This is a genomic window from Rhizobacter sp. J219 (assembly GCF_024700055.1).
GTDB lineage: Bacteria > Pseudomonadota > Gammaproteobacteria > Burkholderiales > Burkholderiaceae_C > Rhizobacter.
This window is the reverse complement of record NZ_JAJOND010000001.1, coordinates 2,029,394-2,051,417: the sequence shown is the minus strand read 5'-3', so window position 1 is coordinate 2,051,417 and position 22,024 is coordinate 2,029,394. Positions and strand designations below refer to the sequence as shown.

Below are 22,024 nucleotides of genomic sequence, written 5' to 3'. Positions count from 1 at the left end.
ATTAGATGAGTGGTGCGGGCCGGCTGTCGCCGAAGCTCGGGTACGAGATGGCGCTGGGGGCGGCGGTGGGGCCGGCCGGCGCCGAAGCGGGGGCCGGTGCAGCGGCACCAGGCAGCAGCTCGGCCGGCGGCGCGGCGAGCAGTTCGCCCAGCTGCAGGTCGGCGCTGCGGTCCTTGGCGAACCACACGTCGGCCATCGCATGCTCGGCGCCGTCGGCGGTGGTGTAGCTTGCTACCAGGCCGAGCAGGTTGCCGTTGTCGGTCTCGCTGCCCTTGAGCGCACCGAGGTCGAGCGAGACGATGCCGAAGTCGGCCAGGCCGCGCAGTTCGCCGGCGTCGGTCTTTCCGTCCTGGTTGGCGTCGACCCAGACCTTGAGGTCGCCGAAGCGCGCGTCAGCCGCGCTGAGCCGGCCGTCGGCGTTGCTGTCTTCGAGCGCCATCGCCTCGAAGCCGTTGGCCATGCGCCGGCCGTCGGCGCTGCGAGTGGCCGAACCGAAGAGTTCGCTGCCGTCGTTGATGCGCCCGTCGCCGTTGCGGTCGAGCGCGAGCAGGCCGTCGCTGGCCGAGGCCCAGCCCACGCGGCTGACGGTGCCGGTGCCGGCGAGGTCGAAGTTCACGCCGTCGGCCGCCGCGGTGGTGCGCACGCCGTTGCCGTCGAGGTCGAGCACGATGGGCGTGGCGGCGAAGAGGGCGTCGATCTGCGCGTTCGACATCACGGTCAGGTCTTCGGCCTCGAAGGCGGCGATCTGCGTCATGTCCATCGCCGCGATGTCGGCCGTCTCCAGCGCGGTGACCTGTGTGGTGGTGAGGGCCACGATCTGGTCGGCCGTCAGCCCGGCCACAGCGGCGGTGGAGATGGCGGCGATCTGGGCATTGCTGAGCAGCGAGATCTGCTCGGTGCTCATGCCGTTGATGTGCACGGCCGACAGCGAGTTGATGGCCTGCGTGGACAGCGCGCGGAGGTCTTCGGGTTCGAGCGCTGCGAACTGCCCGGCCGACAAGCCCGCCACCTGCATGCTGGTGAGCGCGGCGAAATGCTGCGTGGTCAGCGCGTTGAGGTCTTCCTGGTCCATCGCGGCGATCTGCGACGAGCTGAACGAGGCGACCTGGCTGGTGGTGAGCGCCGCGTAGTGCTGCGTGCCGAGGAAGAGCAGCTGCGTGGGCGAGAAGGCCTGCAGCGCCTGCGTGCTGAGGGCGCGCAGGTCGTCGGTTTCAAGGCTTGCCACCTGGTCGAGCGTGAGTGCGCCGATCTGGGTGGTGGTGAGCGCGCGGAACTGGTTCGTGCCGAGGGCGTTGAGGTCTTGCGTTTCCAGCAGCGCCACCTGGGTGGGCGTGAGCACGGCCACCTGGGCGGTGTTGAGCGCGGCGAACTGCTCGGTGGTGAGCGCGTTGAGCACGCTCGGGTCGAGCCCGGCCACCTGCGCCGTCGAGAACGATGCGATCTGCTGCGTGGACAGCGCGGCGATCTGGTCGAGGTTGAGCACCGAGAAGTGGTCGGTGGTCCAGCCGCGCAGCGCGGCCGTGCTCAGGGCCTGCAGGTCGGCTGTCTCCAGGCCCGCGATCTGGCCGAGGGTGAAGGCCGAGGTCTGCGCGGTGGTGAAGGCGGCGAAGTGCTCGGTGCCCATCGCGTTGAAGTCGAGCGCGCTCAGCGACTGCAGCTGGCTGGAGCTGATGGCCGCCGCCTGCTGGGTGGTGAGGGTGGCGAAGTGCTGGGTGTCGAGCGCGTCGAACTGCGCCGGCGACAGCGCCCGCAGCGCCGTCGTGCTGAGGGAGCGCAGGTCGTTGGTCTCGAGGTTGGCGATCTGGTCGAGCGTGAGCGCGCCGATCTGCGCCGTGGTGAGCGAGCGGAACTGCGCGGTGGTGAGGGCGTTGAGGTCCTGCGTCTCCATCGCCGCGATCTGCGCGGTGGTGAGCGCCATCACCTGCGTGCTGGTGAGCGCGCCGAGCTGCGCCGAGCTGAGGGCGCCCAGGTCTTCCGGCAACAGCCCCGTGATCTGCGCGGTGGTGAGCGAGGTGAGCTGCGCGGTGCTGAGCGACTCGATCTGGTCGGAGCCGAGCGCGGCGAGCTGCTCGGTCGACCACGCGCGCACGCCGGCGGTGCTGATGGCGCGCAGGTCCTGCGTCTCCAGCGCGGCGATCTGGTCGGTGGTGAAGGCGCGCACCTGGTTGGAGTTGAAGGCGGCGAAGTGCGCGCTGCTGAAGGCGTTGAGGTCGCTGGGCGCGAGGCCCGCGATCATCTGCGTGCTGAACGAGGCGATCTGCGCGGTGGAGAGCGAGGCCCGCTGCAGCGGCGTGAGCGAGTTGATCTGCTCGGCCGTCATCGCGTTGAGCACGGGCAGGCTGATGGCCTGCAGATCCTGCGTCGAGAGGGTGGGCAGCTGGTCGGTGGTGAGCGCCACGATCTGGCTGCTCGTGATGGCGGCGAACTGCTCGCTGGTGAGCGCGTTGAGGTCGACGGTGTCCAGGCTCGCCAGCTGGGCGTTGGTGAGCGAGCGGATCTGGGTGGTGGTCAGCGCGGCCATCTGGTCGCTGCTGAAGCCGGCGATCTGGTCGGTGCTGAGCGACTGCAGCACCGCGGTGGAGAAGCCCCGCACGTCGGCGGTTTCGAGGGCGCCGATCTGGTCGCTCGTCATCGCGCCGAGCTGGGCCGAGGTGAGGCCGGCCACCTGGGCGCTGGTGAGGGCGCGTACGTCGGCCGTCTCCAGCGCAGCGATCTGGGTGCTGGTGAGCGCGCCCATCTGGGCGCTGGTCAGCGATGCGATCTGCATCGTGGTGAGCGCCGCGATCTGGTCGGTGCTGAGCAGCTGCAGCATGCCGGAGGAGATGGCGCGTAGGTCCTGCGTTTCGAGAGCGCCGATCTGGGTGCCCGAGAGTGCGGCCACCTGGTCGATGGTGAGCGCGGCGGTCTGCGCCGTGGTGAGCGCCGCCACGTCCTGCGTTTCGAGCGCGGCCACCTGCAGGGTGGTGAGGCCTCGGATCTGGTTGTTGGTCAGCGCTGCGATGTGGGCGGTGCCGAGCGCGGCCATCTGGCCGGCGTTGAAGGCCGCCACCGCGTCGACCGAGATGGCGCGCAGGTCCTGCGTCTCCAGCGTGGCGACCTGGTCGGTGCGCATGGCGCTGACCTGGCCGATGTTCATGGCCGCGAATTGCGCGGTACCCAGGGCCCGCAGGTCCTGCGTTTCGAGCGCGGCGATGCGGTCGGTGGTGAGCGAAGCCACGTGCAGGGTGGTGAGCGCCGCAAACTGCTGCGTCGTCATCACGTTCAGCTCGTCGGTGGTGAGCGTGGCCAGCTGCTGCGTGGTCATCACCGCCACCTGCGCGGTGGTGAGCGCGGCGATCTGGGCGGTCGACAGGGCCGCGATCTGCGTCGTCGACATCGTGGGGATCGCATCGGTGGAGATGCCCACGATGCGCGAGGTGGCGATCAGCCCGATCTGGTCGGTGGTGAGCGCACCGATCTGCGCCGACGACATGCCGCGGAAGTCGGCCGACTCCAGCGCACGGAAGTCCTGCGTCTCCAGCGCTGCCATCTGCACCGGCGTGATGGCGCCCGTCTGGGTGACGGTGAGCATGGCGAACTGCGAGACGGTCAGCGCATTCAGCTCGTCGGTCGTCATCGCGGCGATCTGCGATGGCGTCAGCGCGCGCACCTGTTCATCGGTGAGGGCGTACGGCGAATTGCTTCCGCCGCCACCATTGCCGCCCGTGCCGCCGTTGCCGGTGGTGGCGGAGGTGTCGAACGAACTCCAGCGCGTGACCTTGGACCGGAGTGCGTAGTACACCCAGGTGCCGGTCAGGATCTTGCCGAGCGAGAACTTCATGAACGGCTGCCGGGCGGTAGTCGTCGATGGATGACCTCACCCGGCACACCCACCCGGTGGGGCAGGTGTGCCGGTGTGTCGGTCATGGCGGTCAGATCAGCGGCAGGTTGCGGTTGTCGTCCGGCAGCAGGCTGTTGTCGATCGCACCGGTGCCCGCGTCGCGGGTGGCGGCCGGCGCAGGCGCTGCGGCAGGCGCAGCACCCGGCAGGACGTCGCTCGGTGCGGCGGCCAGCAGCTCGTCGAGCTTCGGCGCATCCTTCGAGAACCACACGTCGGCCATGGCGTGTTGTGCGCCGTCGGCGGTGGTGTAGCTCGAGGTGATGCCGAGCAGGTTGCCGTTGTCGACTTCCGTTCCGGCCAGGCCGTTCAGGTCGAGCGAGACGATGCCGAAGTCGGCCAGGCCGCGCAGTTCGCCTTCATCGGTCTTGCCGTCCTGGTTCGCATCCACCCAGAGGCGCAGCTCGTTGAAGCGTGCGTCTTCGGCGGAGAGCTTGCCGTCGGCGTTGCTGTCCTCGATCTTCATGGCCTCGTAACCGTTGCCGGCGCGGGTGCCATCGGCCTTCTGCGTGGCCACACCGAAGGTTCCAGTGCCGTCGGTGATCTTGCCGTCGCCGTTGCGGTCCATGACCAGCAGGCCGTCGCTTGCGCCGACCCAGCCGACCTTGCCCGCGTTGCCGGTGCCGTTGAGGTCGAAGTTGACGCCGTTGGCAGCCGCCGTGGTGCTCACGCCGTTGCCGTCGAGGTCGAGCACGATCGGCGAGGCGGCGAAGAACGCGTCGAGCTGCGCTGCCGTCATGCGGCCGATGTCCTGCGACTCGAAGGCCGCGACCTGGGTCATGTCCATCGCCGCGATGTCGGCCGTTTCCAGGCCGGCGATCTGGTCGGTGGTCAGGGCCACGATCTGGTCGGTCGTCAGCGACGTGATCTGCGCGGTGGTGAAGCCGGCGATCTGGGCGTTGGTCAGGGCCGCAAAGTTCGCGGTGCTGATGGCGCCGATCTGGTCGCTGTCGAGCTGCTGCAGGCCGGCCACCGAGATGGCGCGGATGTCAGCCGATTGCAGGTTGCCGATCTGCTCGGTCGTCAGGGCGTTGACCTGCGAAGTGGTCATCACCAGGAACTGCGAGGCCGTCAGCGAGTTCAGGTCATCACTGGCCAGTGCGGCGATCTGGTCGCTCGTGAACTGGTTGATCGATCCGCCAAGCTGCTGGAACTGATCGGACGTCAGCTCGGCAAGCTGGGCGTCGGTCAGCGAGCGCAGCTGGGCGCCGGACAGGGCCCGCAGGTCGTTGGTCTCGATCGCCGACATCTGATCGGTCGTGAAGCCCTGCAGCTGGTCGGTCGACAGCGCGGCGTAGTGCGCGGTGGTCATCGCGGCCACGTCGGCGGTCGACATTGACGCGATCTGGTCGGTGGTCAGCGAGCGGATCTGCGCCGTGGTGAAGGCACCGATCTGATGGCTGCCGAGCGCGCCCAGGTCTTCGGTCGTGAGCGTGCTCACCTGGTCGGTGGTCAGCGCGGCGACCTGCTGCGTGCCCAGGGCACCGATCTGGTCGGAGCCGAGTGCGGCGAGCTGGTCGGAGTCGAGCGCACGGATCGCGGCCGTGGTGATCGCACGCAGGTCGTCGGTCTGCAGGCCGCCGAGTTGGTCGGTGGTCAGCGACTCGACCTGTGCCGAGCTGAGCGCCGCGAAGTGCGCGGTGCCGAGGGCGTTCAGGTCCTGTGTGGCCAGCGTGGGCAACTGGTCGGTCGTGAGCGCCATCACCTGGGCGTTGGTCAGCGCGCCGATCTGGTCGCTGCTCATCGCGGCGAACTGGTCGGAGTCGAGCTGGCGGATGCCGGCGGTGCTGATCGCACGCAGGTCGGCCGTCTCAAGCGCTGCCATCTGGTCGCTGGTCAGCGCACTGACCTGGTCGGACGTGAGCGCAGCGGCCTGGGCAGTGGTGAGCGCCACGATGTCGGCGGTCTCCATCGTGCCGATCTGGTCGGTGGTGATGGCGGCGATCTGGGCCGTGGTCAGACGCGGGATCTGATCCGAGGTCAGCGCATTCAGGTCATCGCTGCCGAGGGTGGCGATCTGCGAAGTGGTGAGCGACGAGACCTGAGCCGAGGTCAGCGCACCGATCTGGTCGGAGCCGAGGGCGGCGAGCTGGTCGCTGCTCAGGGCACGCAGGGTGTTGCTGCTCAGGGCGCGCAGGTCGACGCTCTGCAGGCCGGCCAGGTGGTCGGTCGTCAGGCCCGCGGCTTGCGCGGCGGTGAGGCCGGCGAAGTGCTGGGTGCCGAGTGCGTTCAGGTCTTGCGTGGCCAGCGTGTTGATCTGGTCGGAGGTCAGCGCCGCCGTCTGGGCCGTGGTCAGGGCACCCATCTGGTCGCTGCTCAGCGAGGCAAGCTGGTCGCTCGTCAGGCCCTGGATGCCCGCGGTCGAGATCGCACGCAGGTCGTTGGTCTCCAGCGCGGCCAGGTGGTCGGTGGTGAGCACGCCGATCTGCGACGCCTTGAGGGCGGCAGCCTGGGCCGTCGTCAGGGCCACGATGTCGGCGGTCTCCATCGTGCCGATCTGGTCGGTGGTGATGGCGGCGATCTGGGCCGTGGTCAGGCGCGGGATCTGGTCGGACGTGAAGGCGTTCAGGTCATCGCTGCCGAGGCGGGCGATCTGGTCGGTGGTGAACGACGAGACCTGAGCCGAGGTCAGCGCACCGATCTGGTCGGAGCCGAGAGCGGCGAGCTGGTCGCTGCTCAGGGCGCGCAGGGTGTTGCTGCTCAGGGCGCGCAGGTCGACGCTCTGCAGGCCGGCCATCTGGTCGGTCGTCAGGCCGGCCGCCTGGGCTGCAGTCAGGCCAGCGAAGTGCTGGGTGCCGAGTGCGTTCAGGTCTTGCGTGGCCAGCGTGTTGATCTGGTCCGAGGTCAGCGCGGCCGTCTGGGCCGTGGTGAAGGCACCGATCTGGTCGCTGCTCAGAGCGCCCAGTTGATCCGAGGTCAGGCCACGGACCGCAGCCGTGCTCAGGGCACGCAGGTCGTTCGTCTCGAAGGCGGCGACCTGGTCGCTGGTCATCGCGGCGACTTGCGAGGCCTTGAGGGCAGCGGCTTGTGCGGTCGACAGAGCGGCGATGTCAGCCGTCTCCATCGTCGGCACCTGGTCGGTGGTGATGGCACCGATCTGCGCGGTCGTCAGACGCGGGATCTGATCCGAGGTCAGCGCATTCAGGTCGTCGCTGCCGAGGGTGGCGATCTGGGCGGTGGTCAGCGACGAGACCTGGGCCGAGGTCAGCGCACCGATCTGGTCAGAGCCGAGGGCGGCGAGTTGGTCGCTGCTCAGGGCGCGCAGGGTGTTGCTGCTCAGGGCGCGCAGGTCGACGCTCTGCAGGCCAGCCATCTGGTCGCTCGTCAGGCCCGCAGCTTGCGCGGCGGTGAGGCCAGCGAAGTGCTGGGTGCCGAGTGCGTTCAGGTCTTGCGTGGCGAGCGTGTTGATCTGGTCCGAGGTCAGCGCGGCCGTCTGGGCCGTGGTGAAGGCACCGATCTGGTCGCTGCTCAGAGCGCCCAGTTGATCCGAGGTCAGGCCACGGACCGCAGCCGTGCTCAGGGCACGCAGGTCGTTCGTCTCGAAGGCGGCAACCTGGTCGCTGGTCATCGCGGCGACTTGCGAGGCCTTGAGGGCAGCGGCTTGTGCGGTCGAGAGAGCGGCGATGTCAGCCGTCTCCATTGTCGGCACCTGGTCGGTGGTGATGGCACCGATCTGCGCGGTCGTCAGACGCGGGATCTGGTCGGACGTGAAGGCGTTCAGGTCATCGCTGCCGAGGCGGGCGATCTGGTCGGTGGTGAACGACGAGACCTGAGCCGAGGTCAGCGCACCGATCTGGTCGGAGCCGAGAGCGGCGAGCTGGTCGCTGCTCAGGGCGCGCAGGGTGTTGCTGCTCAGGGCGCGCAGGTCGACGCTCTGCAGGCCGGCCATCTGGTCGGTCGTCAGGCCGGCCGCCTGGGCTGCAGTCAGGCCAGCGAAGTGCTGGGTGCCGAGTGCGTTCAGGTCTTGCGTGGCCAGCGTGTTGATCTGGTCCGAGGTCAGCGCGGCCGTCTGGGCCGTGGTGAAGGCACCGATCTGGTCGCTGCTCAGAGCGCCCAGTTGATCCGAGGTCAGGCCACGGACCGCAGCCGTGCTCAGGGCACGCAGGTCGTTCGTCTCGAAGGCGGCGACCTGGTCGCTGGTCATCGCGGCGACTTGCGAGGCCTTGAGGGCAGCGGCTTGTGCGGTCGACAGAGCGGCGATGTCAGCCGTCTCCATCGTCGGCACCTGGTCGGTCGTGATCGCGCCGATCTGCGCGGTCGTCAGACGCGGGATCTGGTCGGACGTGAAGGCGTTCAGGTCATCGCTCGTCAGGCGGGAGATCTGGTCGGTGGTGAACGACGAGACCTGAGCCGAGGTCAGAGCACCGATCTGGTCGGAGCCGAGGGCGGCGAGCTGGTCGCTGCTCAGGGCACGCAGGGTGCTGCTGCTCAGGGCGCGGAGGTCGACGCTCTGCAGGCCGGCCATCTGGTCGCTCGTCAGGCCCGCGGCTTGCGCGGCGGTGAGGCCAGCGAAGTGCTGGGTGCCGAGTGCGTTCAGGTCTTGCGTGGCGAGCGTGTTGATCTGGTCGGAGGTCAGCGCGGCGGTCTGGGCCGTGGTGAGGGCACCGATCTGGTCGCTGCTGAGTGCGCCGAGCTGGTCAGAGGTCAGGCCGCGGACAGCAGCCGTGCTCAGGGCACGCAGGTCGTTCGTCTCGAAGGCGGCAACCTGGTCGCTCGTCATCGCGGCGACTTGCGAGGCCTTGAGGGCAGCGGCTTGTGCGGTCGACAGGGCGGCGATGTCAGCCGTCTCCATCGTCGGCACCTGGTCGGTGGTGATCGCACCGATCTGAGCGGTGGTCAGACGCGGGATCTGATCCGAGGTCAGCGCGTTGAGGTCATCGCTGCCGAGGGTGGCGATCTGCGCGGTGGTCAGCGACGAGACCTGAGCCGAGGTCAGCGCACCGATCTGGTCGGAGCCGAGTGCGGCGAGCTGGTCGCTGCTCAGGGCGCGCAGGGTGTTGCTGCTCAGGGCACGCAGGTCGACGCTCTGCAGGCTGGCCATCTGGTCGGTCGTCAGACCGGCCGCCTGGGCGCCAGTCAGGCCAGCGAAGTGCTGGGTGCCGAGCGCGTTCAGGTCCTGCGTGGCCAGCGTGTTGATCTGGTCGGAGGTCAGCGCGGCCGTCTGGGCCGTGGTGAGGGCACCGATCTGATCGCTGCTGAGTGCGCCGAGCTGGTCAGAGGTCAGGCCACGCACCGCAGCGGTCGACAGTGCCCGCAGGTCATTCGTCTCGAAGGCGGCGACCTGGTCGCTCGTCATCGCGGCAACTTGCGAAGCCTTCAGGGCGGCAGCCTGCGCGGTCGACAGGGCGGCGATGTCAGCCGTCTCCATCGTCGGCACCTGGTCGGTGGTGATCGCGCCGATCTGGGCCGTGGTCAGACGCGGGATCTGATCCGAGGTCAGCGCGTTGAGGTCATCGCTGCCGAGGGTGGCGATCTGCGCGGTGGTGAGCGACGAGACCTGGGCGCTGGTCAGCGCACCGATCTGGTCGGAGCCGAGAGCGGCGAGCTGGTCGCTGCTCAGGGCACGCAGGGTGTTGCTGCTCAGGGCGCGCAGGTCAACGCTCTGCAGGCCGGCCATCTGGTCGGTCGTGAGACCGGCCGCCTGGGCTGCAGTCAGGCCAGCGAAGTGCTGGGTGCCGAGTGCGTTCAGGTCCTGCGTGGCCAGCGTGTTGATCTGGTCGGAGGTCAGCGCAGCCGTCTGGGCCGTGGTGAGGGCACCGATCTGGTCGCTGCTGAGTGCACCGAGCTGGTCGCTCGTCAGGCCACGCACTGCTGCGGTCGACAGGGCACGCAGGTCGTTCGTCTCGAAGGCGGCGACCTGGTCGCTCGTCATCGCGGCGACTTGCGAAGCCTTGAGGGCCGCGGCTTGTGCGGTCGACAGGGCGGCGATGTCAGCCGTCTCCATCGTGGGCACCTGGTCGGTGGTGATGGCACCGATCTGAGCCGTGGTCAGACGCGGGATCTGGTCAGACGTGAAGGCGTTCAGGTCATCGCTGGTCAACCCGGCGATCTGGTCGGTGCTCAGCGAGACGACCTGGGCCGAGGTCAGCGCGGCCACCTGGTTGGTCGTCAGCGCGGCGAGCTGGTCGCTGTCGAGCGCGCGGATGCCGGCGGTCGAGATGGCACGCAGGTCATCGCTTTGCAGGTTGGCGACCTGGTCGGTGGTCAGCGCGCCGACCTGGGCGCTGGTCAGCGACGCGAAGTGCTGGGTGCCGAGCGAATTCAGGTCGTTGGTGGTCAGGTTCTCGAATTGCGGCTGGGCCGTCAGGGCCGCCACCTGGCCGGTGGTCAGGGCGCCGAACTGGTCGCTGCTCAGGGCATTGATCTGGTCGGTGCTGAGGTTGCGCAGCGCGGCCGTGGACATGGCGCGCAGGTCGTTCGTCTCCAGCGCGGCGATGTGGTCGGTGGTGAAGGCGCCGACCTGGTCGCTGTTGAGCGCGGCCACCTGGGCGGTGCTGAGGGCCACCACGTCGGCGGTGGTCATGGTGCCGATCTGGTCGGTCGTGATCGCACCGATCTGAGCGGTGGTCAGACGCGGGATCTGATCCGAGGTCAGCGCATTCAGGTCATCGCTGCCGAGGGTGGCGATCTGTGCCGTGGTCAGCGACGAGACCTGAGCCGAGGTCAGCGCACCGATCTGGTCGGAGCCGAGGGCGGCGAGCTGGTCGCTGCTCAGGGCACGCAGGGTGTTGGAAGAGATCGCACGCAGGTCGTTCGATTCGAGGCCTGCGATGTGGTCAGAGCTGAGGCCAGCGGCCTGCGCGGCGGTGAGGCCGGCGAAGTGCTGGGTGCCGAGGGCGTTCAGGTCTTGCGTGGCCAGCGTGTTGATCTGGTCAGAGGTCAGCGCCGAGGTCTGGGCCGTGGTGAAGGCGCCGATCTGGTCGCTGCTCAGTGCGCCCAGTTGATCCGAGGTCAGGCCGCGGACAGCAGCGGTCGACAGGGCCCGCAGGTCGTTCGTCTCGAAGGCGGCCACTTGGTCGCTGGTCATCGCGGCAACTTGCGAAGCCTTCAGGGCAGCGGCTTGTGCGGTCGTCAGAGCGGCAATGTCAGCCGTCTCCATCGTCGGCACCTGGTCGGTGGTGATCGCACCGATCTGAGCGGTGGTCAGACGCGGGATCTGATCCGAGGTCAGCGCATTCAGGTCATCGCTGCCGAGGGTGGCGATCTGCGCGGTGGTCAGCGACGAGACCTGAGCCGAGGTCAGCGCACCGATCTGGTCGGAGCCGAGGGCGGCGAGCTGGTCGCTGCTCAGGGCACGCAGGGTGTTGCTGCTCAGGGCACGCAGGTCGCTGGATTCGAGACCGGCCATCTGGTCGGTCGTGAGACCGGCCGCCTGGGCGGCGGTCAGGCCGGCGAAGTGCTGGGTGCCGAGCGCGTTCAGGTCTTGCGTGGCGAGCGTGTTGATCTGGTCGGAGGTCAGAGCCGAGGTCTGGGCCGTGGTGAAGGCACCGATCTGGTCGCTGCTGAGTGCGCCGAGCTGGTCAGAGGTCAGGCCGCGGACAGCGGCGGTCGACAGGGCCCGCAGGTCGTTCGTCTCGAAGGCGGCAACCTGGTCGCTGGTCATCGCGGCGACTTGCGAGGCCTTGAGGGCGGCAGCTTGTGCGGTCGAGAGAGCGGCGATGTCGGCCGTCTCCATCGTGGGCACCTGGTCGGTGGTGATGGCACCGATCTGAGCCGTGGTCAGACGCGGGATCTGGTCGGACGTGAAGGCGTTCAGGTCATCGCTGCCGAGGCGGGCGATCTGGTCGGTGGTGAGCGACGAGACCTGGGCGCTGGTGAGCGCACCGATCTGGTCGGAGCCGAGTGCGGCGAGCTGGTCGCTGTTCAGGGCGCGCAGCGTGTTGCTGCTCAGGGCACGCAGGTCGCTGGATTCGAGACCGGCCAACTGGTCGGTTGTGAGACCGGCCGCCTGGGCGGCGGTCAGGCCAGCGAAGTGCTGGGTGCCGAGCGCGTTCAGGTCTTGCGTGGCGAGCGTGTTGATCTGGTCAGAGGTCAGCGCCGAGGTCTGGGCCGTGGTGAAGGCACCGATCTGGTCGCTGCTGAGTGCACCGAGCTGGTCAGAGGTCAGGCCACGCACCGCAGCGGTCGACAGGGCACGCAGGTCATTCGTCTCGAAGGCGGCCACTTGGTCGCTCGTCATCGCGGCAACTTGCGAAGCCTTCAGGGCGGCAGCCTGCGCGGTCGACAGGGCGGCGATGTCAGCCGTCTCCATCGTCGGCACCTGGTCGGTCGTGATCGCGCCGATCTGGGACGTGGTCAGACGCGGGATCTGATCCGAGGTCAGCGCATTCAGGTCGTCGCTGCCGAGGGTGGCGATCTGGGCGGTGGTCAGCGACGAGACCTGGGCCGAGGTCAGCGCACCGATCTGGTCGGAGCCGAGAGCGGCGAGTTGGTCGCTGCTCAGGGCACGCAGGGTGTTGGAAGAGATCGCACGCAGGTCGTTCGATTCGAGGCCTGCGATGTGGTCAGAGCTGAGGCCAGCGGCCTGCGCGGCGGTGAGGCCGGCGAAGTGCTGGGTGCCGAGGGCGTTCAGGTCTTGCGTGGCGAGCGTGTTGATCTGGTCCGAGGTCAGCGCGGCCGTCTGGGCCGTGGTGAAGGCACCGATCTGGTCGCTGCTCAGAGCGCCCAGTTGATCCGAGGTCAGGCCGCGGACAGCAGCGGTCGACAGGGCCCGCAGGTCGTTCGTCTCGAAGGCGGCCACTTGGTCGCTGGTCATCGCGGCAACTTGCGAAGCCTTCAGGGCAGCGGCTTGCGCGGTCGTCAGAGCGGCAATGTCAGCCGTCTCCATCGTCGGCACCTGGTCGGTGGTGATCGCGGCGACCTGAGCGGTGGTCAGGCGCGGGATCTGGTCGGACGTGAAGGCGTTCAGGTCATCGCTGCTCAGGCGGGCGATCTGGTCGGTCGTGAGCGACGAGACCTGGGCCGAGGTCAGCGCAGCGATCTGGTTGGAGCCGAGGGCGTCGAGCTGGTCGCTGGTGAGCGCGCGCAGGCCGGAGGTGGTGATGGCGCGGACGTCGTCCGACTGCAGGTTCGCCAGCTGGTCGGACGTGAGCGAACGCAGCTGCTGCGAGGTCATCGTCGCGAAGTGCTGCGTGCTGAGTGCGTTGAGGTCTTGCGTGGCCAGCGTGGGCAGCTGGTCGCTGGTGAGGCTGCTGACCTGGCCGGTGGTCAGCGATTCGACTTGCTCGCTCGACAGGGCGGCCAGCTGGTCGCTGTTGAGCGTGCGGACGGCGTTGGTCGTCAGCGCGCGCAGATCGGCGGTCTGGAACGCCCCCATGTGGTCGCTGCTGAGGGCCGTGATGCCCAGCGTGGAAATGGCCGCCACCTGCGCAGACGTGAGCGCCACGATCTGGTCGGTGCTGAACGCCGCCCAGTCTTCGGTCGTCAGTCCTGAGATCGTCCGGGTTGACAGGCCGGCGATTTGCTGGGTGCTCAGGGCGGTGATGATGGTGGCCATTGTGGGTTCCTGTTCGGTTTTCCGGTCTGCGGTCGAGGTTTGAACCTGGGTCGCGGCGCTGGGATGAGGAAGGTTTGTTGTCCGTCGGTTGTTGTTTCGTGGTGGAGGAGGCTCAAGGTCCGGACACGACAGCACCGGTCACGGGACGCCTTCTCTTCCCAGTCCGTCGGAATATCGGTGACCTCCCCCCGGACTTAAGGGGGATTTGCGGCCCATAGCCGGCGTAGTTCTCGGTGCACGACAGTGCTGACGGGATGCGCGAGACATCCGTCACGGATGACCCGCTGAAACGACACAGGCCCCGCCGTTGCCGGCGGGGCCTGTGCGTTGCGATGTCGTGAAACCGTTCGCGTTCTCTATATAGAAGGGGCGGCGGCGCCGCGAAGGGTCAACCGTGGCGGGCCGCGAAATCCTTCATGTATTCGGCCAGCACCTGCACGCCCTCGATGGGCATGGCGTTGTAGATCGAGGCACGGATGCCGCCCACCGAGCTGTGGCCCTTGAGCTGCACCATGCCGCGCTCTTGCGCGCCCTTCAGGAAGGCGGTGGTCAGCTCTTCGGTGGGCAGGGTGAAAGGCACGTTCATCAGCGAACGATCGCTGCGCGCGACGGGGCTCGTGTAGAACGGCGTGGCGTCGAGCAGGTCGTACAGCAGTGCGGCCTTCTTGCGGTTGTGCGCTTCCATCGCGGCGAGACCGCCCTGTTCCTTGAGCCACTGGTACACCAGCCCGGCGATGTAGATCGCGTAGGTGGGCGGGGTGTTGAGCATGGAGTCGTTGTCGGCCTGCTGCTTGAAGTCGAAGGCATTCGGCGTGATGGGCAGGGCACGGCCGAGCAGGTCGTCGCGCACGAGCACAAGCGTCATGCCCGAAGGGCCCATGTTCTTCTGCGCGCCGGCGAAGATGAGGCCGTAGCGGCTCACGTCGATGGGGCGCGAGAGGATGTCGGAGGACATGTCGGCCACGATTGGCACGTCGCCGGTGTCAGGCACCCAGTGGTATTGCACGCCGCCGATGGTCTCGTTGCTGCAGATGTGCACGTAGGCAGCCTCGGGGTCGAGCTTCCAGGTGTCGCGCGGCGGGATGCAGGTGAAGTGCTGCGGCTCGCTGGTCGCGGCCTCGTTCGCGCGGGCGTACTTCTTGGCTTCCTTGAGCGACTTGCTGGCCCATGAGCCGGTGTTGATGACGTCGATGCTCTTCTTGTTGCCTAGCAGGTTCATCGGAATGATGCCGTTCATGCCGACACCGCCGCCCTGCAGGAAGAGGATCTTGTAGTTGCTTGGCAGGTTCAGCAGCTCGGCGAGATCGGCCTTGGCCTGCGCCAGGATCGACATGAACTCCTTGCCGCGGTGGCTCATCTCCATCACCGACATGCCCGAGCCGTGCCAGTCGAGCATCTCGTCGGCGGCTTGGCGGAGCACGGATTCGGGGAGGACGGCGGGGCCGGCGCTGAAGTTGTAGGCGCGAGTCATGTCTGCGTTTTCGAAATTGCCTGCGAGGGCGGGAAGCTTAGCCGATGGTGTTCGGGGTGCTGCGATACAGATTCTGTGGTTTTGCGGGGGCACAGGGCCGGAGCGGCACGTCGGGCCTGGGGTGAGGGGCTCCGTTCATGTCCTCCTTCATCGACCCTCCCGGGTCGATGAATTCCCCCTTCACTTCACTGCGCCCCTCACCCCAGGCCCGATGTGCGAGACGCAATGCCCATTCAGAAAGAGCTTGGTGGTGTCGGCGCGGGGAGTGGGGGTGTCGCACGGAGCGAAGTAAGGGGGGAGCCTCCGATCACGGGAGTGATCGGAGGCGGAGGACATGAGCGTAGTGCGACACCCCCGCTCCCCGCGCACGCTCAGAACGTGCCCTGTTAGATTCCAAGCCCATGACTGACATGAGCTTCTTCTGGCACGACTACGAAACCTTCGGTCGTGTGCCGCGCCGCGACCGGCCCTCGCAATTCGCCGGTGTGCGCACCGACGCCGATCTGAACGAGATCGGTGAGCCGGTGATGGTGTATTGCCAGCCTGCGCCCGACTACCTGCCCGACCCCGAGTCGTGCCTTCTCACCGGCATCTTGCCGCAGGTGTGTCTCGCGCAAGGCCTGCCCGAGCATGCGTTCGCCGGCCTCATCGAGAAGGAACTTGCCACGCCCGGCACCATCGGCGTGGGCTACAACTCCATCCGCTTCGACGACGAGGTGACGCGCCACCTCTTCTGGCGCAACCTCATCGACCCCTATGCCCGCGAGTGGCAGAACGAATGCGGCCGCTGGGACCTGCTCGACGTGGTGCGCACCACCTGGGCGCTGCGGCCCGAAGGCATCGAGTGGCCGAAGCATGACGATGGGCGCCCCTCGTTCAAGCTCGAACACCTCACCCGCGCCAACGGCCTGCTGCACGAAGCGGCGCACGATGCGCTGTCTGACGTGCGCGCGACGATCGCCGTGGCCAAGCTCATCAAGACGCGCCAGCCCAAGCTGTGGGACTTCTGCCTGCGCCTGCGCCGCAAGGACGAAGTGATCCGCGAGATGGGCGTGGGCCGGCCCTTCCTGCACATCTCGGGCATGTATGGCGTGGAGCGTGGCTGCATGGCGCTCGTGTGGCCGCTGGCGCCGCACCCCACCAACAAGAATGAAGTCATCGTGTGGGACCTGGCTTCCGACCCGGCCGAGCTGTTCGAACTCGACGTCGAGACGATGCGGCAGCGCATGTTCAGCCGCAGCGACGACCTGCCCGAGGGCGTGACGCGCCTGCCGATCAAGACCATCCACATCAACAAGTCGCCCATCGTGGTGGGCAACCTCAAGACGCTGACCGATGCGGTTGCGGCCAAATGGGGCATCGACATGGCGCTCGGCCTGCGGCATGCCGAGGTGTGCGGCCAGAAAGGCCAGTTGCTCGCCGGCATGTGGCCGGCGGTGTTCGAGCGGCCGGCGATGGACGGCACGCCCGACGTCGACGAAGACCTCTACGGTGGCTTCGTCGGCAACGAAGACCGCCGCACCCTGCAGCGCCTGCGCACGCTCACGCCCGAGCAGCTGGCCGAGAAGCGCCCGGTGTTTGCCGACAAGCGGCTCGACGAGATCCTGTTCCGCTATCGTGCCCGCAACTTCCCGCACACGCTGAACGACGCCGAGCAGCTGCAATGGCGGGAACACTGCGCCCACAAGCTGCACGATGGCGCCGGCGGCGCGCTCACCCTCGATGCCTTCTTCGAGCGCATCGACGAGCTGGAGCAGACGGCCGATGAGCGTGGCCAGGACATCCTCGGTGCGCTTGTCGACTACGCGACCGAGATCGCGCCCGAGCGCGACTGACTCTTTCACTCACCCACACGGAGGTGGCGGCATGTCGTGGCAAGCATCGTTTCAAGGGCGGGCCCGTCTCCCGCTCGGCATGGCACTCGTCGCGGTGGTGGCGGGGTGCGGCAGCGTACAGAACGTTCCGATCCGCGACCGCGAGTCGGCCGCTGGCAGTGTGCGCGCCACCTTCCATGGCACGTCGGGCACGCGGCCTTCCGGCCCGGGCGTCGAGGTGGGCTACGAGCACTACACCGCGAAAGACACCCAGGTGCTGGGCGTGGGCGAGTCGGTGCTGCTCGATGGCGGCAGCTTCTTCGGCCTCGACACGCTGCGGCACAAGGCCAAGATGCAGTACGGCTACATCGCCTACAACCACCGCTTGCGCTTCGGCGATCACTTCGAGCTGGAGCCCTTCATCGGCGCGGCACGCGTGCAGCTGAAGCTGCGCACCACGCCCAACAGTGGCGTCACCACCACCACGTTGAACGACAGCGACACCGGGTTCATCGGCGGCGTGACGCCGCGCTGGCGATTCAACGACCGGGTGGCGGTGGAGGCGCGGCTGAGCTACCTCCACACCTCGGCCTGGGCCTCGGGCAGCACCTACGAGGCGGCACTCGTGCTCAGCCCGCTGCCGCAGGTGGCGCTGCGGCTCGGGTATTCCGACCGGCGGCACGACATCGAGCCGCTGGTGCCGGGCGCAGCATCCGAGGTCAACATCCGCGCCCGTGGGCCGATGGCCACGCTGCAGTTCGGCTTCTGACCGCGCGCCGTTTGTAGCGACTTGGCCCGGGCTTGTACCGAGCTGTCCAGTTGCGCCCGACTCCGGGTATTCCACGTTTTGCACGACTGTGCAGAACTCGAACATCCGCGCCCATCCTGCTGAATCCACAGCACCGACGCACCGTTCGAGGAGACACCCCATGGACAAGACCCATTCCCTGCGGCCGCTGCTGGCGGCGCTGGCCCTTGCCGCTCTGCCGGCAGGCGCGTGGGCAGGCAGTGCAGACCCGGCGGCGTTGGCGGCGCCCGAGTTGCCGACAGACCGGCTCATCGTGAAGTACCGCCGCGACGTGGGCGCCGCGTTGCCCGCGCGTGCGCACGAGGCGGCCACGCGCCGGGGCTTGCGCCTGGAGCTGCTGCGCCGCGGCGCGCTGGGCACGCACGTGATGCGACTGGAGCGTCGCCTGCCGCTGGCCGACATTCGCGAGCTGGCCCGCGAGATCGCTGAAGGCGATGCCGACGTGGAATACGCCGAGCCCGACCGCATCCTGCACGCGCTCGCCACACCCAACGACACGCAGTACGGGCAGCAGTGGCACTACTACGAGGCGCGCGGCGGCATCAACGCGCCGCCCGCGTGGGACTTGTCGACCGGCAGCGGCGTGGTCGTGGCCGTGATCGACACCGGCTACCGCCCGCACGCCGACCTGGCCGCCAACGTGATCGCCGGCTACGACATGATCCGCGACACCACCAACGGCAACGATGGCAATGCGCGCGACAACGATGCGCGCGACCCCGGCGACTACGCGAGCTACGGCGAATGCGGCTTCCTGAGCCCTTCGCACAACAGCAGCTGGCACGGTACCCATGTGGCCGGCACCATCGCCGCGGTGACGAACAACGGCAACGGCGTCTCCGGCATCGCCTACGGTGCCAAGGTGCAGCCGGTGCGCGTGCTGGGCAAGTGCGGCGGCTACACCTCCGACATTGCCGACGGCATCATCTGGGCGGCTGGCGGCACGGTGTCTGGCGTGCCCAGCAACCCGACGCCGGCGCGTGTGCTCAACCTGTCGCTGGGCGGTGGCGGTGCGTGCGACACGACCTCGCAGAACGCGGTGAACCTCGCGCGCAGCCGCGGTGCGGTGGTGATCGTGGCGGCTGGCAACAGCAATGCCAACGCCTCGGGCTTCTCGCCGGCGAGCTGCGCGGGCGTCGTCACCGTGGCGGCGACCAACCGCAACGGCGGGCGGGCCGCGTATTCCAACTACGGGGCGAACGTGGCGGTAGCTGCCCCGGGCGGTGAGACCTCGTCGGGCGCGGCCAACGGCGTGCTGTCGACGCTCAACAGCGGCACGCGCACGCCGGGCAGCGACAACTACGCCTACTACCAGGGCACCTCGATGGCCGCGCCGCACGTGGCCGGCGTGGCCGCGTTGATGCTCTCGCGCAACCCGTCGCTCACACCTGACCAGGTGGCGTCTTTGCTGAGGAGCACGGCGCGTGCGTTTCCGGCGACCTGCTCGCAATGCGGCAGTGGCATCGTCGACGCCCACGCCGCCGTGGTGGCCGCGGGTGGCGGCACAGCGCCGCCGCCGACAAACACCGTGGCCGAGGTCGAGTCCAACGGCAGCCTGTCGAGCGCACAGCTCGTGCGCGAGGGCTACACCGTGAACGGCACGGTCAGCAGCCGGTACGACACCGACTACTACCGCGTCAACCTGAGCCCGGGCAGCACGCTGGGCGCGGTGCTGTCGCCGGTGGTCACCGCGAACTACGACCTCTACCTCTACAACAGCAACGGCACCGAGCTGGCCCGCAGCACGCTGGGCACGGGCGCCCAGGAGAGCCTGTCGGTGCGCAACAGCGGCAGCACGACGGCCGCGGTCTATCTGCGGGTGCGCTACGTCAGCGGCACCACCGGCTCGGGCGGGGCGTACTCGCTCGCGATCGACTGACCCCGCGCTTGCCTCGCCAAAGAAAAAAGCCCGCGGTGTGAACCGCGGGCTTTTCCGTTTCAGCGCTGATGGATCAGGCCGTCACAGTCTTCGCCGTCTCGACATACTCGTCGATCTGGTTGAAGTTGAGGTAGCGGTACACGCTCGCCTTGTCGGCGTCGATGATGCCCATCTCCTTCAGGTACTCGGCCGGCGAGGGCAGCTTGCCCAGGCGCGAAGCGATGGCGGCGAGCTCGGCGGAACCCAGGAACACGTTGGTGTTCTTGCCGAGGCGGTTCGGGAAGTTGCGGGTCGAGGTCGAGATGACCGTCGCGCCCTCGCGCACCTGCGCCTGGTTGCCCATGCACAGCGAGCAGCCCGGCATCTCGGTGCGCGCACCGGCGGTGCCGAAGGCGGCGTAATGGCCTTCCTTGATCAGCTCGTCCTGGTCCATCTTGGTCGGCGGGGCGACCCACAGCTTGACCGGGATGTCGCGCTGGCCGCCGAGCAGCTTGGCAGCCGCACGGAAGTGGCCGATGTTGGTCATGCACGAGCCGATGAAGGCTTCGTCGATCTTGGTGCCTTGCACTTCCGACAGGAACTTGGCGTCGTCCGGGTCGTTCGGGCAGCAGACGATCGGCTCCTTGATGTCGGCGAGGTCGATCTCGATGACGGCGGCGTACTCGGCATCCTTGTCGGCTTCGAGCAGCTGCGGGTTGGAGAGCCAGGCTTCGACCTTCTCGATGCGACGCTGCAGGGTGCGGGCGTCGGCATAACCGTTGGCGATCATGTTCTTCATCAGAACGACGTTCGACTTCAGGTACTCGGCGACCGGCTCCTTGTTGAGCTTGATCGTGCAGCCGGCAGCCGAGCGCTCGGCGGAGGCATCCGACAGCTCGAACGCTTGCTCGACCTTCAGGTTCGGCAGGCCTTCGATCTCGAGCACGCGGCCCGAGAAGATGTTCTTCTTGCCGGCCTTGGCCACCGTCAGCAGGCCTTGCTTGATGGCGTACAGCGGGATGGCATGCACGAGGTCACGCAGGGTCACGCCCGGCTGCAGCTCGCCCTTGAAGCGCACCAGCACCGATTCGGGCATGTCGAGCGGCATCACGCCGGTCGCGGCGGCAAAGGCCACCAGGCCCGAGCCGGCGGGGAACGAGATGCCGATCGGGAAGCGGGTGTGCGAGTCGCCGCCGGTGCCCACGGTGTCAGGCAGCAGCAGGCGGTTGAGCCAGCTGTGGATCACGCCGTCACCCGGGCGCAGGGCCACACCGCCGCGGTTGCTGATGAAGGCGGGCAGCTCGCGGTGCATCTTCACGTCGACCGGCTTCGGGTAGGCCGCGGTGTGGCAGAAGGACTGCATCACCATGTCGGCGCTGAAGCCGAGGCAGGCCAGGTCCTTCAGCTCGTCGCGGGTCATCGGGCCGGTGGTGTCTTGCGAGCCGACGGTGGTCATCTTGGGTTCGCAATACGTGCCGGGGCGCACGCCCTGGCCTTCGGGCAGACCACAGGCGCGGCCGACCATCTTCTGCGCGAGCGTGAAGCCCTTGGTGCTGGCGGCAGGGGCCGTCGGCAGGCGGAACACGGTGGAGGCGGGCAGCCCCAGGAACTCGCGCGCGTTGGCGGTCAGCGAGCGGCCGATGATGAGGTTGATGCGGCCGCCGGCGCGCACTTCGTCGAGCAGCACGTCGCTCTTGAGCGCGAAGGTGGCGACCGTCTGGCCGTTCTTCTCGAGCTTGCCGTCGTAGGGGTAGACGTCGATCACGTCGCCCATCTCGAGCTTCGACACGTCGACCTCGATCGGCAGCGCGCCGGAGTCTTCCTGGGTGTTGAAGAAGATCGGAGCGATCTTGCCGCCGAGGGTGACGCCGCCGAAGCGCTTGTTCGGCACGAACGGGATGTCTTCACCCGTGGCCCAGATCACCGAGTTGGTGGCCGACTTGCGCGAAGAGCCGGTGCCGACCACGTCGCCCACGTAGGCCACGAGGTTGCCCTTCTTCTTCAGGTCTTCGATGAACTGCATCGGGCCGCGCTTGCCGTCTTCCTCGGGCTTGAAGGCCGCGTCGGGGCGGGTGTTCTTCAGCATCGCGAGGTAGTGCAGCGGGATGTCGGGGCGGCTCCAGGCGTCAGGCGCGGGCGACAGGTCGTCGGTGTTGGTTTCGCCCGGCACCTTGAAGACGGTGACGGTGATCTTCTTCGCGACTTCGGGGCGCGAGGTGAACCACTCGGCGTTGGCCCACGACTGGATGACTTCCTTGGCCTTGGCGTTGCCAGCCTTGGCCTTGGTGGCGACGTCGTTGAAGAAGTCGAACATCAGGAGCGTCTTCTTCAGCGCATCGGCGGCGACCGAGGCGACGTCAGCGTGGTCGAGCAGGTCGACCAGCGGCTGCACGTTGTAGCCGCCGACCATGGTGCCGAGCAGCTCGGTGGCCTTGGCCTTGGAGATGAGGCCCACCGTCACGTCACCGTGAGCGACTGCGGAGAGGAACGAGGCCTTGACCTTGGCCGCGTCGTCCACGCCCGGGGGCACGCGGTGGGTCAGCAGGTCCAGCAGGAACTCGCCTTCGCCGGCAGGGGGGGCCTTGAGCAGCTCGATGACCTCGGCCGTCTGCTGGGCCGTGAGGGGCAGCGGGGGGATGCCGAGCGCGGCGCGGTCAGCAACGTGTTGGCGATAGGCTTGAAGCATGGAGTTCTCCGGGT

The 22,024-nt window shown here is 68.1% G+C and carries 7 protein-coding genes; 3 read left to right on the top strand and 4 right to left on the bottom strand.

Annotation, left to right across the window (positions count from 1 at the left end; genetic code table 11):
- Window position 1: 1 nt before the first annotated feature.
- The 3 genes from LRS03_RS09215 to serC all read right to left on the bottom strand — a co-directional run bounded on the left by LRS03_RS09215 (window position 2) and on the right by serC (window position 14,844).
- Window positions 2-3,820 carry an SPM autocatalytic domain-containing protein gene (locus tag LRS03_RS09215; protein WP_257825150.1) on the bottom strand — a complete coding sequence of 1,273 codons (3,819 nt, stop codon included), beginning with the start codon at window positions 3,818-3,820 and terminating at the stop codon, window positions 2-4.
- Between the two features lie 91 nt (window positions 3,821-3,911).
- Window positions 3,912-13,373 (bottom strand): SPM autocatalytic domain-containing protein, encoded by a 9,462-nt coding sequence (locus tag LRS03_RS09210; RefSeq protein ID WP_257825149.1) that lies wholly within the window; start codon window positions 13,371-13,373, stop codon window positions 3,912-3,914.
- 388 nt (window positions 13,374-13,761) lie between these two features.
- Complete coding sequence (gene serC, locus LRS03_RS09205; protein ID WP_257825148.1) at window positions 13,762-14,844, bottom strand: 3-phosphoserine/phosphohydroxythreonine transaminase; 1,083 nt, start codon at window positions 14,842-14,844, stop codon at window positions 13,762-13,764.
- Between the two features lie 401 nt (window positions 14,845-15,245).
- On the opposite strand from serC, the gene sbcB reads away from it, so the two are divergent.
- The 3 genes from sbcB to LRS03_RS09190 all read left to right on the top strand — a co-directional run bounded on the left by sbcB (window position 15,246) and on the right by LRS03_RS09190 (window position 19,345).
- Window positions 15,246-16,679 carry an exodeoxyribonuclease I gene (gene sbcB / locus LRS03_RS09200; RefSeq protein WP_257825147.1) on the top strand — a complete coding sequence of 478 codons (1,434 nt, stop codon included), beginning with the start codon at window positions 15,246-15,248 and terminating at the stop codon, window positions 16,677-16,679.
- Window positions 16,680-16,710: 31 nt separating this feature from the next.
- Window positions 16,711-17,427 (top strand): hypothetical protein, encoded by a 717-nt coding sequence (locus LRS03_RS09195; RefSeq protein WP_257825146.1) that lies wholly within the window; start codon window positions 16,711-16,713, stop codon window positions 17,425-17,427.
- Window positions 17,428-17,587: 160 nt separating this feature from the next.
- Window positions 17,588-19,345, top strand: a complete 1,758-nt coding sequence (locus LRS03_RS09190) for a S8 family peptidase (RefSeq protein WP_257825145.1) — start codon at window positions 17,588-17,590, stop codon at window positions 19,343-19,345.
- A gap of 73 nt (window positions 19,346-19,418) precedes the next feature.
- Here LRS03_RS09190 and acnB read toward each other — a convergent pair whose 3' ends face one another.
- The gene (acnB, locus tag LRS03_RS09185) at window positions 19,419-22,010 is read right to left on the bottom strand and encodes a bifunctional aconitate hydratase 2/2-methylisocitrate dehydratase (RefSeq protein WP_257825144.1); all 2,592 of its coding nucleotides are present in this window, start codon (window positions 22,008-22,010) and stop codon (window positions 19,419-19,421) included.
- Window positions 22,011-22,024: the final 14 nt, after the last annotated feature.

Coding starts and splice junctions, on each gene's coding strand:
- sbcB (WP_257825147.1), top strand. CDS start 15,246: ATGACTGACATGAGCTTCTTCTGGCACGACTACGAAACCTTCGGTCGT.
- LRS03_RS09210 (WP_257825149.1), bottom strand. CDS start 13,373: ATGGCCACCATCATCACCGCCCTGAGCACCCAGCAAATCGCCGGCCTG.
- LRS03_RS09195 (WP_257825146.1), top strand. CDS start 16,711: ATGTCGTGGCAAGCATCGTTTCAAGGGCGGGCCCGTCTCCCGCTCGGC.
- serC (WP_257825148.1), bottom strand. CDS start 14,844: ATGACTCGCGCCTACAACTTCAGCGCCGGCCCCGCCGTCCTCCCCGAA.
- acnB (WP_257825144.1), bottom strand. CDS start 22,010: ATGCTTCAAGCCTATCGCCAACACGTTGCTGACCGCGCCGCGCTCGGC.
- LRS03_RS09190 (WP_257825145.1), top strand. CDS start 17,588: ATGGACAAGACCCATTCCCTGCGGCCGCTGCTGGCGGCGCTGGCCCTT.
- LRS03_RS09215 (WP_257825150.1), bottom strand. CDS start 3,820: ATGAAGTTCTCGCTCGGCAAGATCCTGACCGGCACCTGGGTGTACTAC.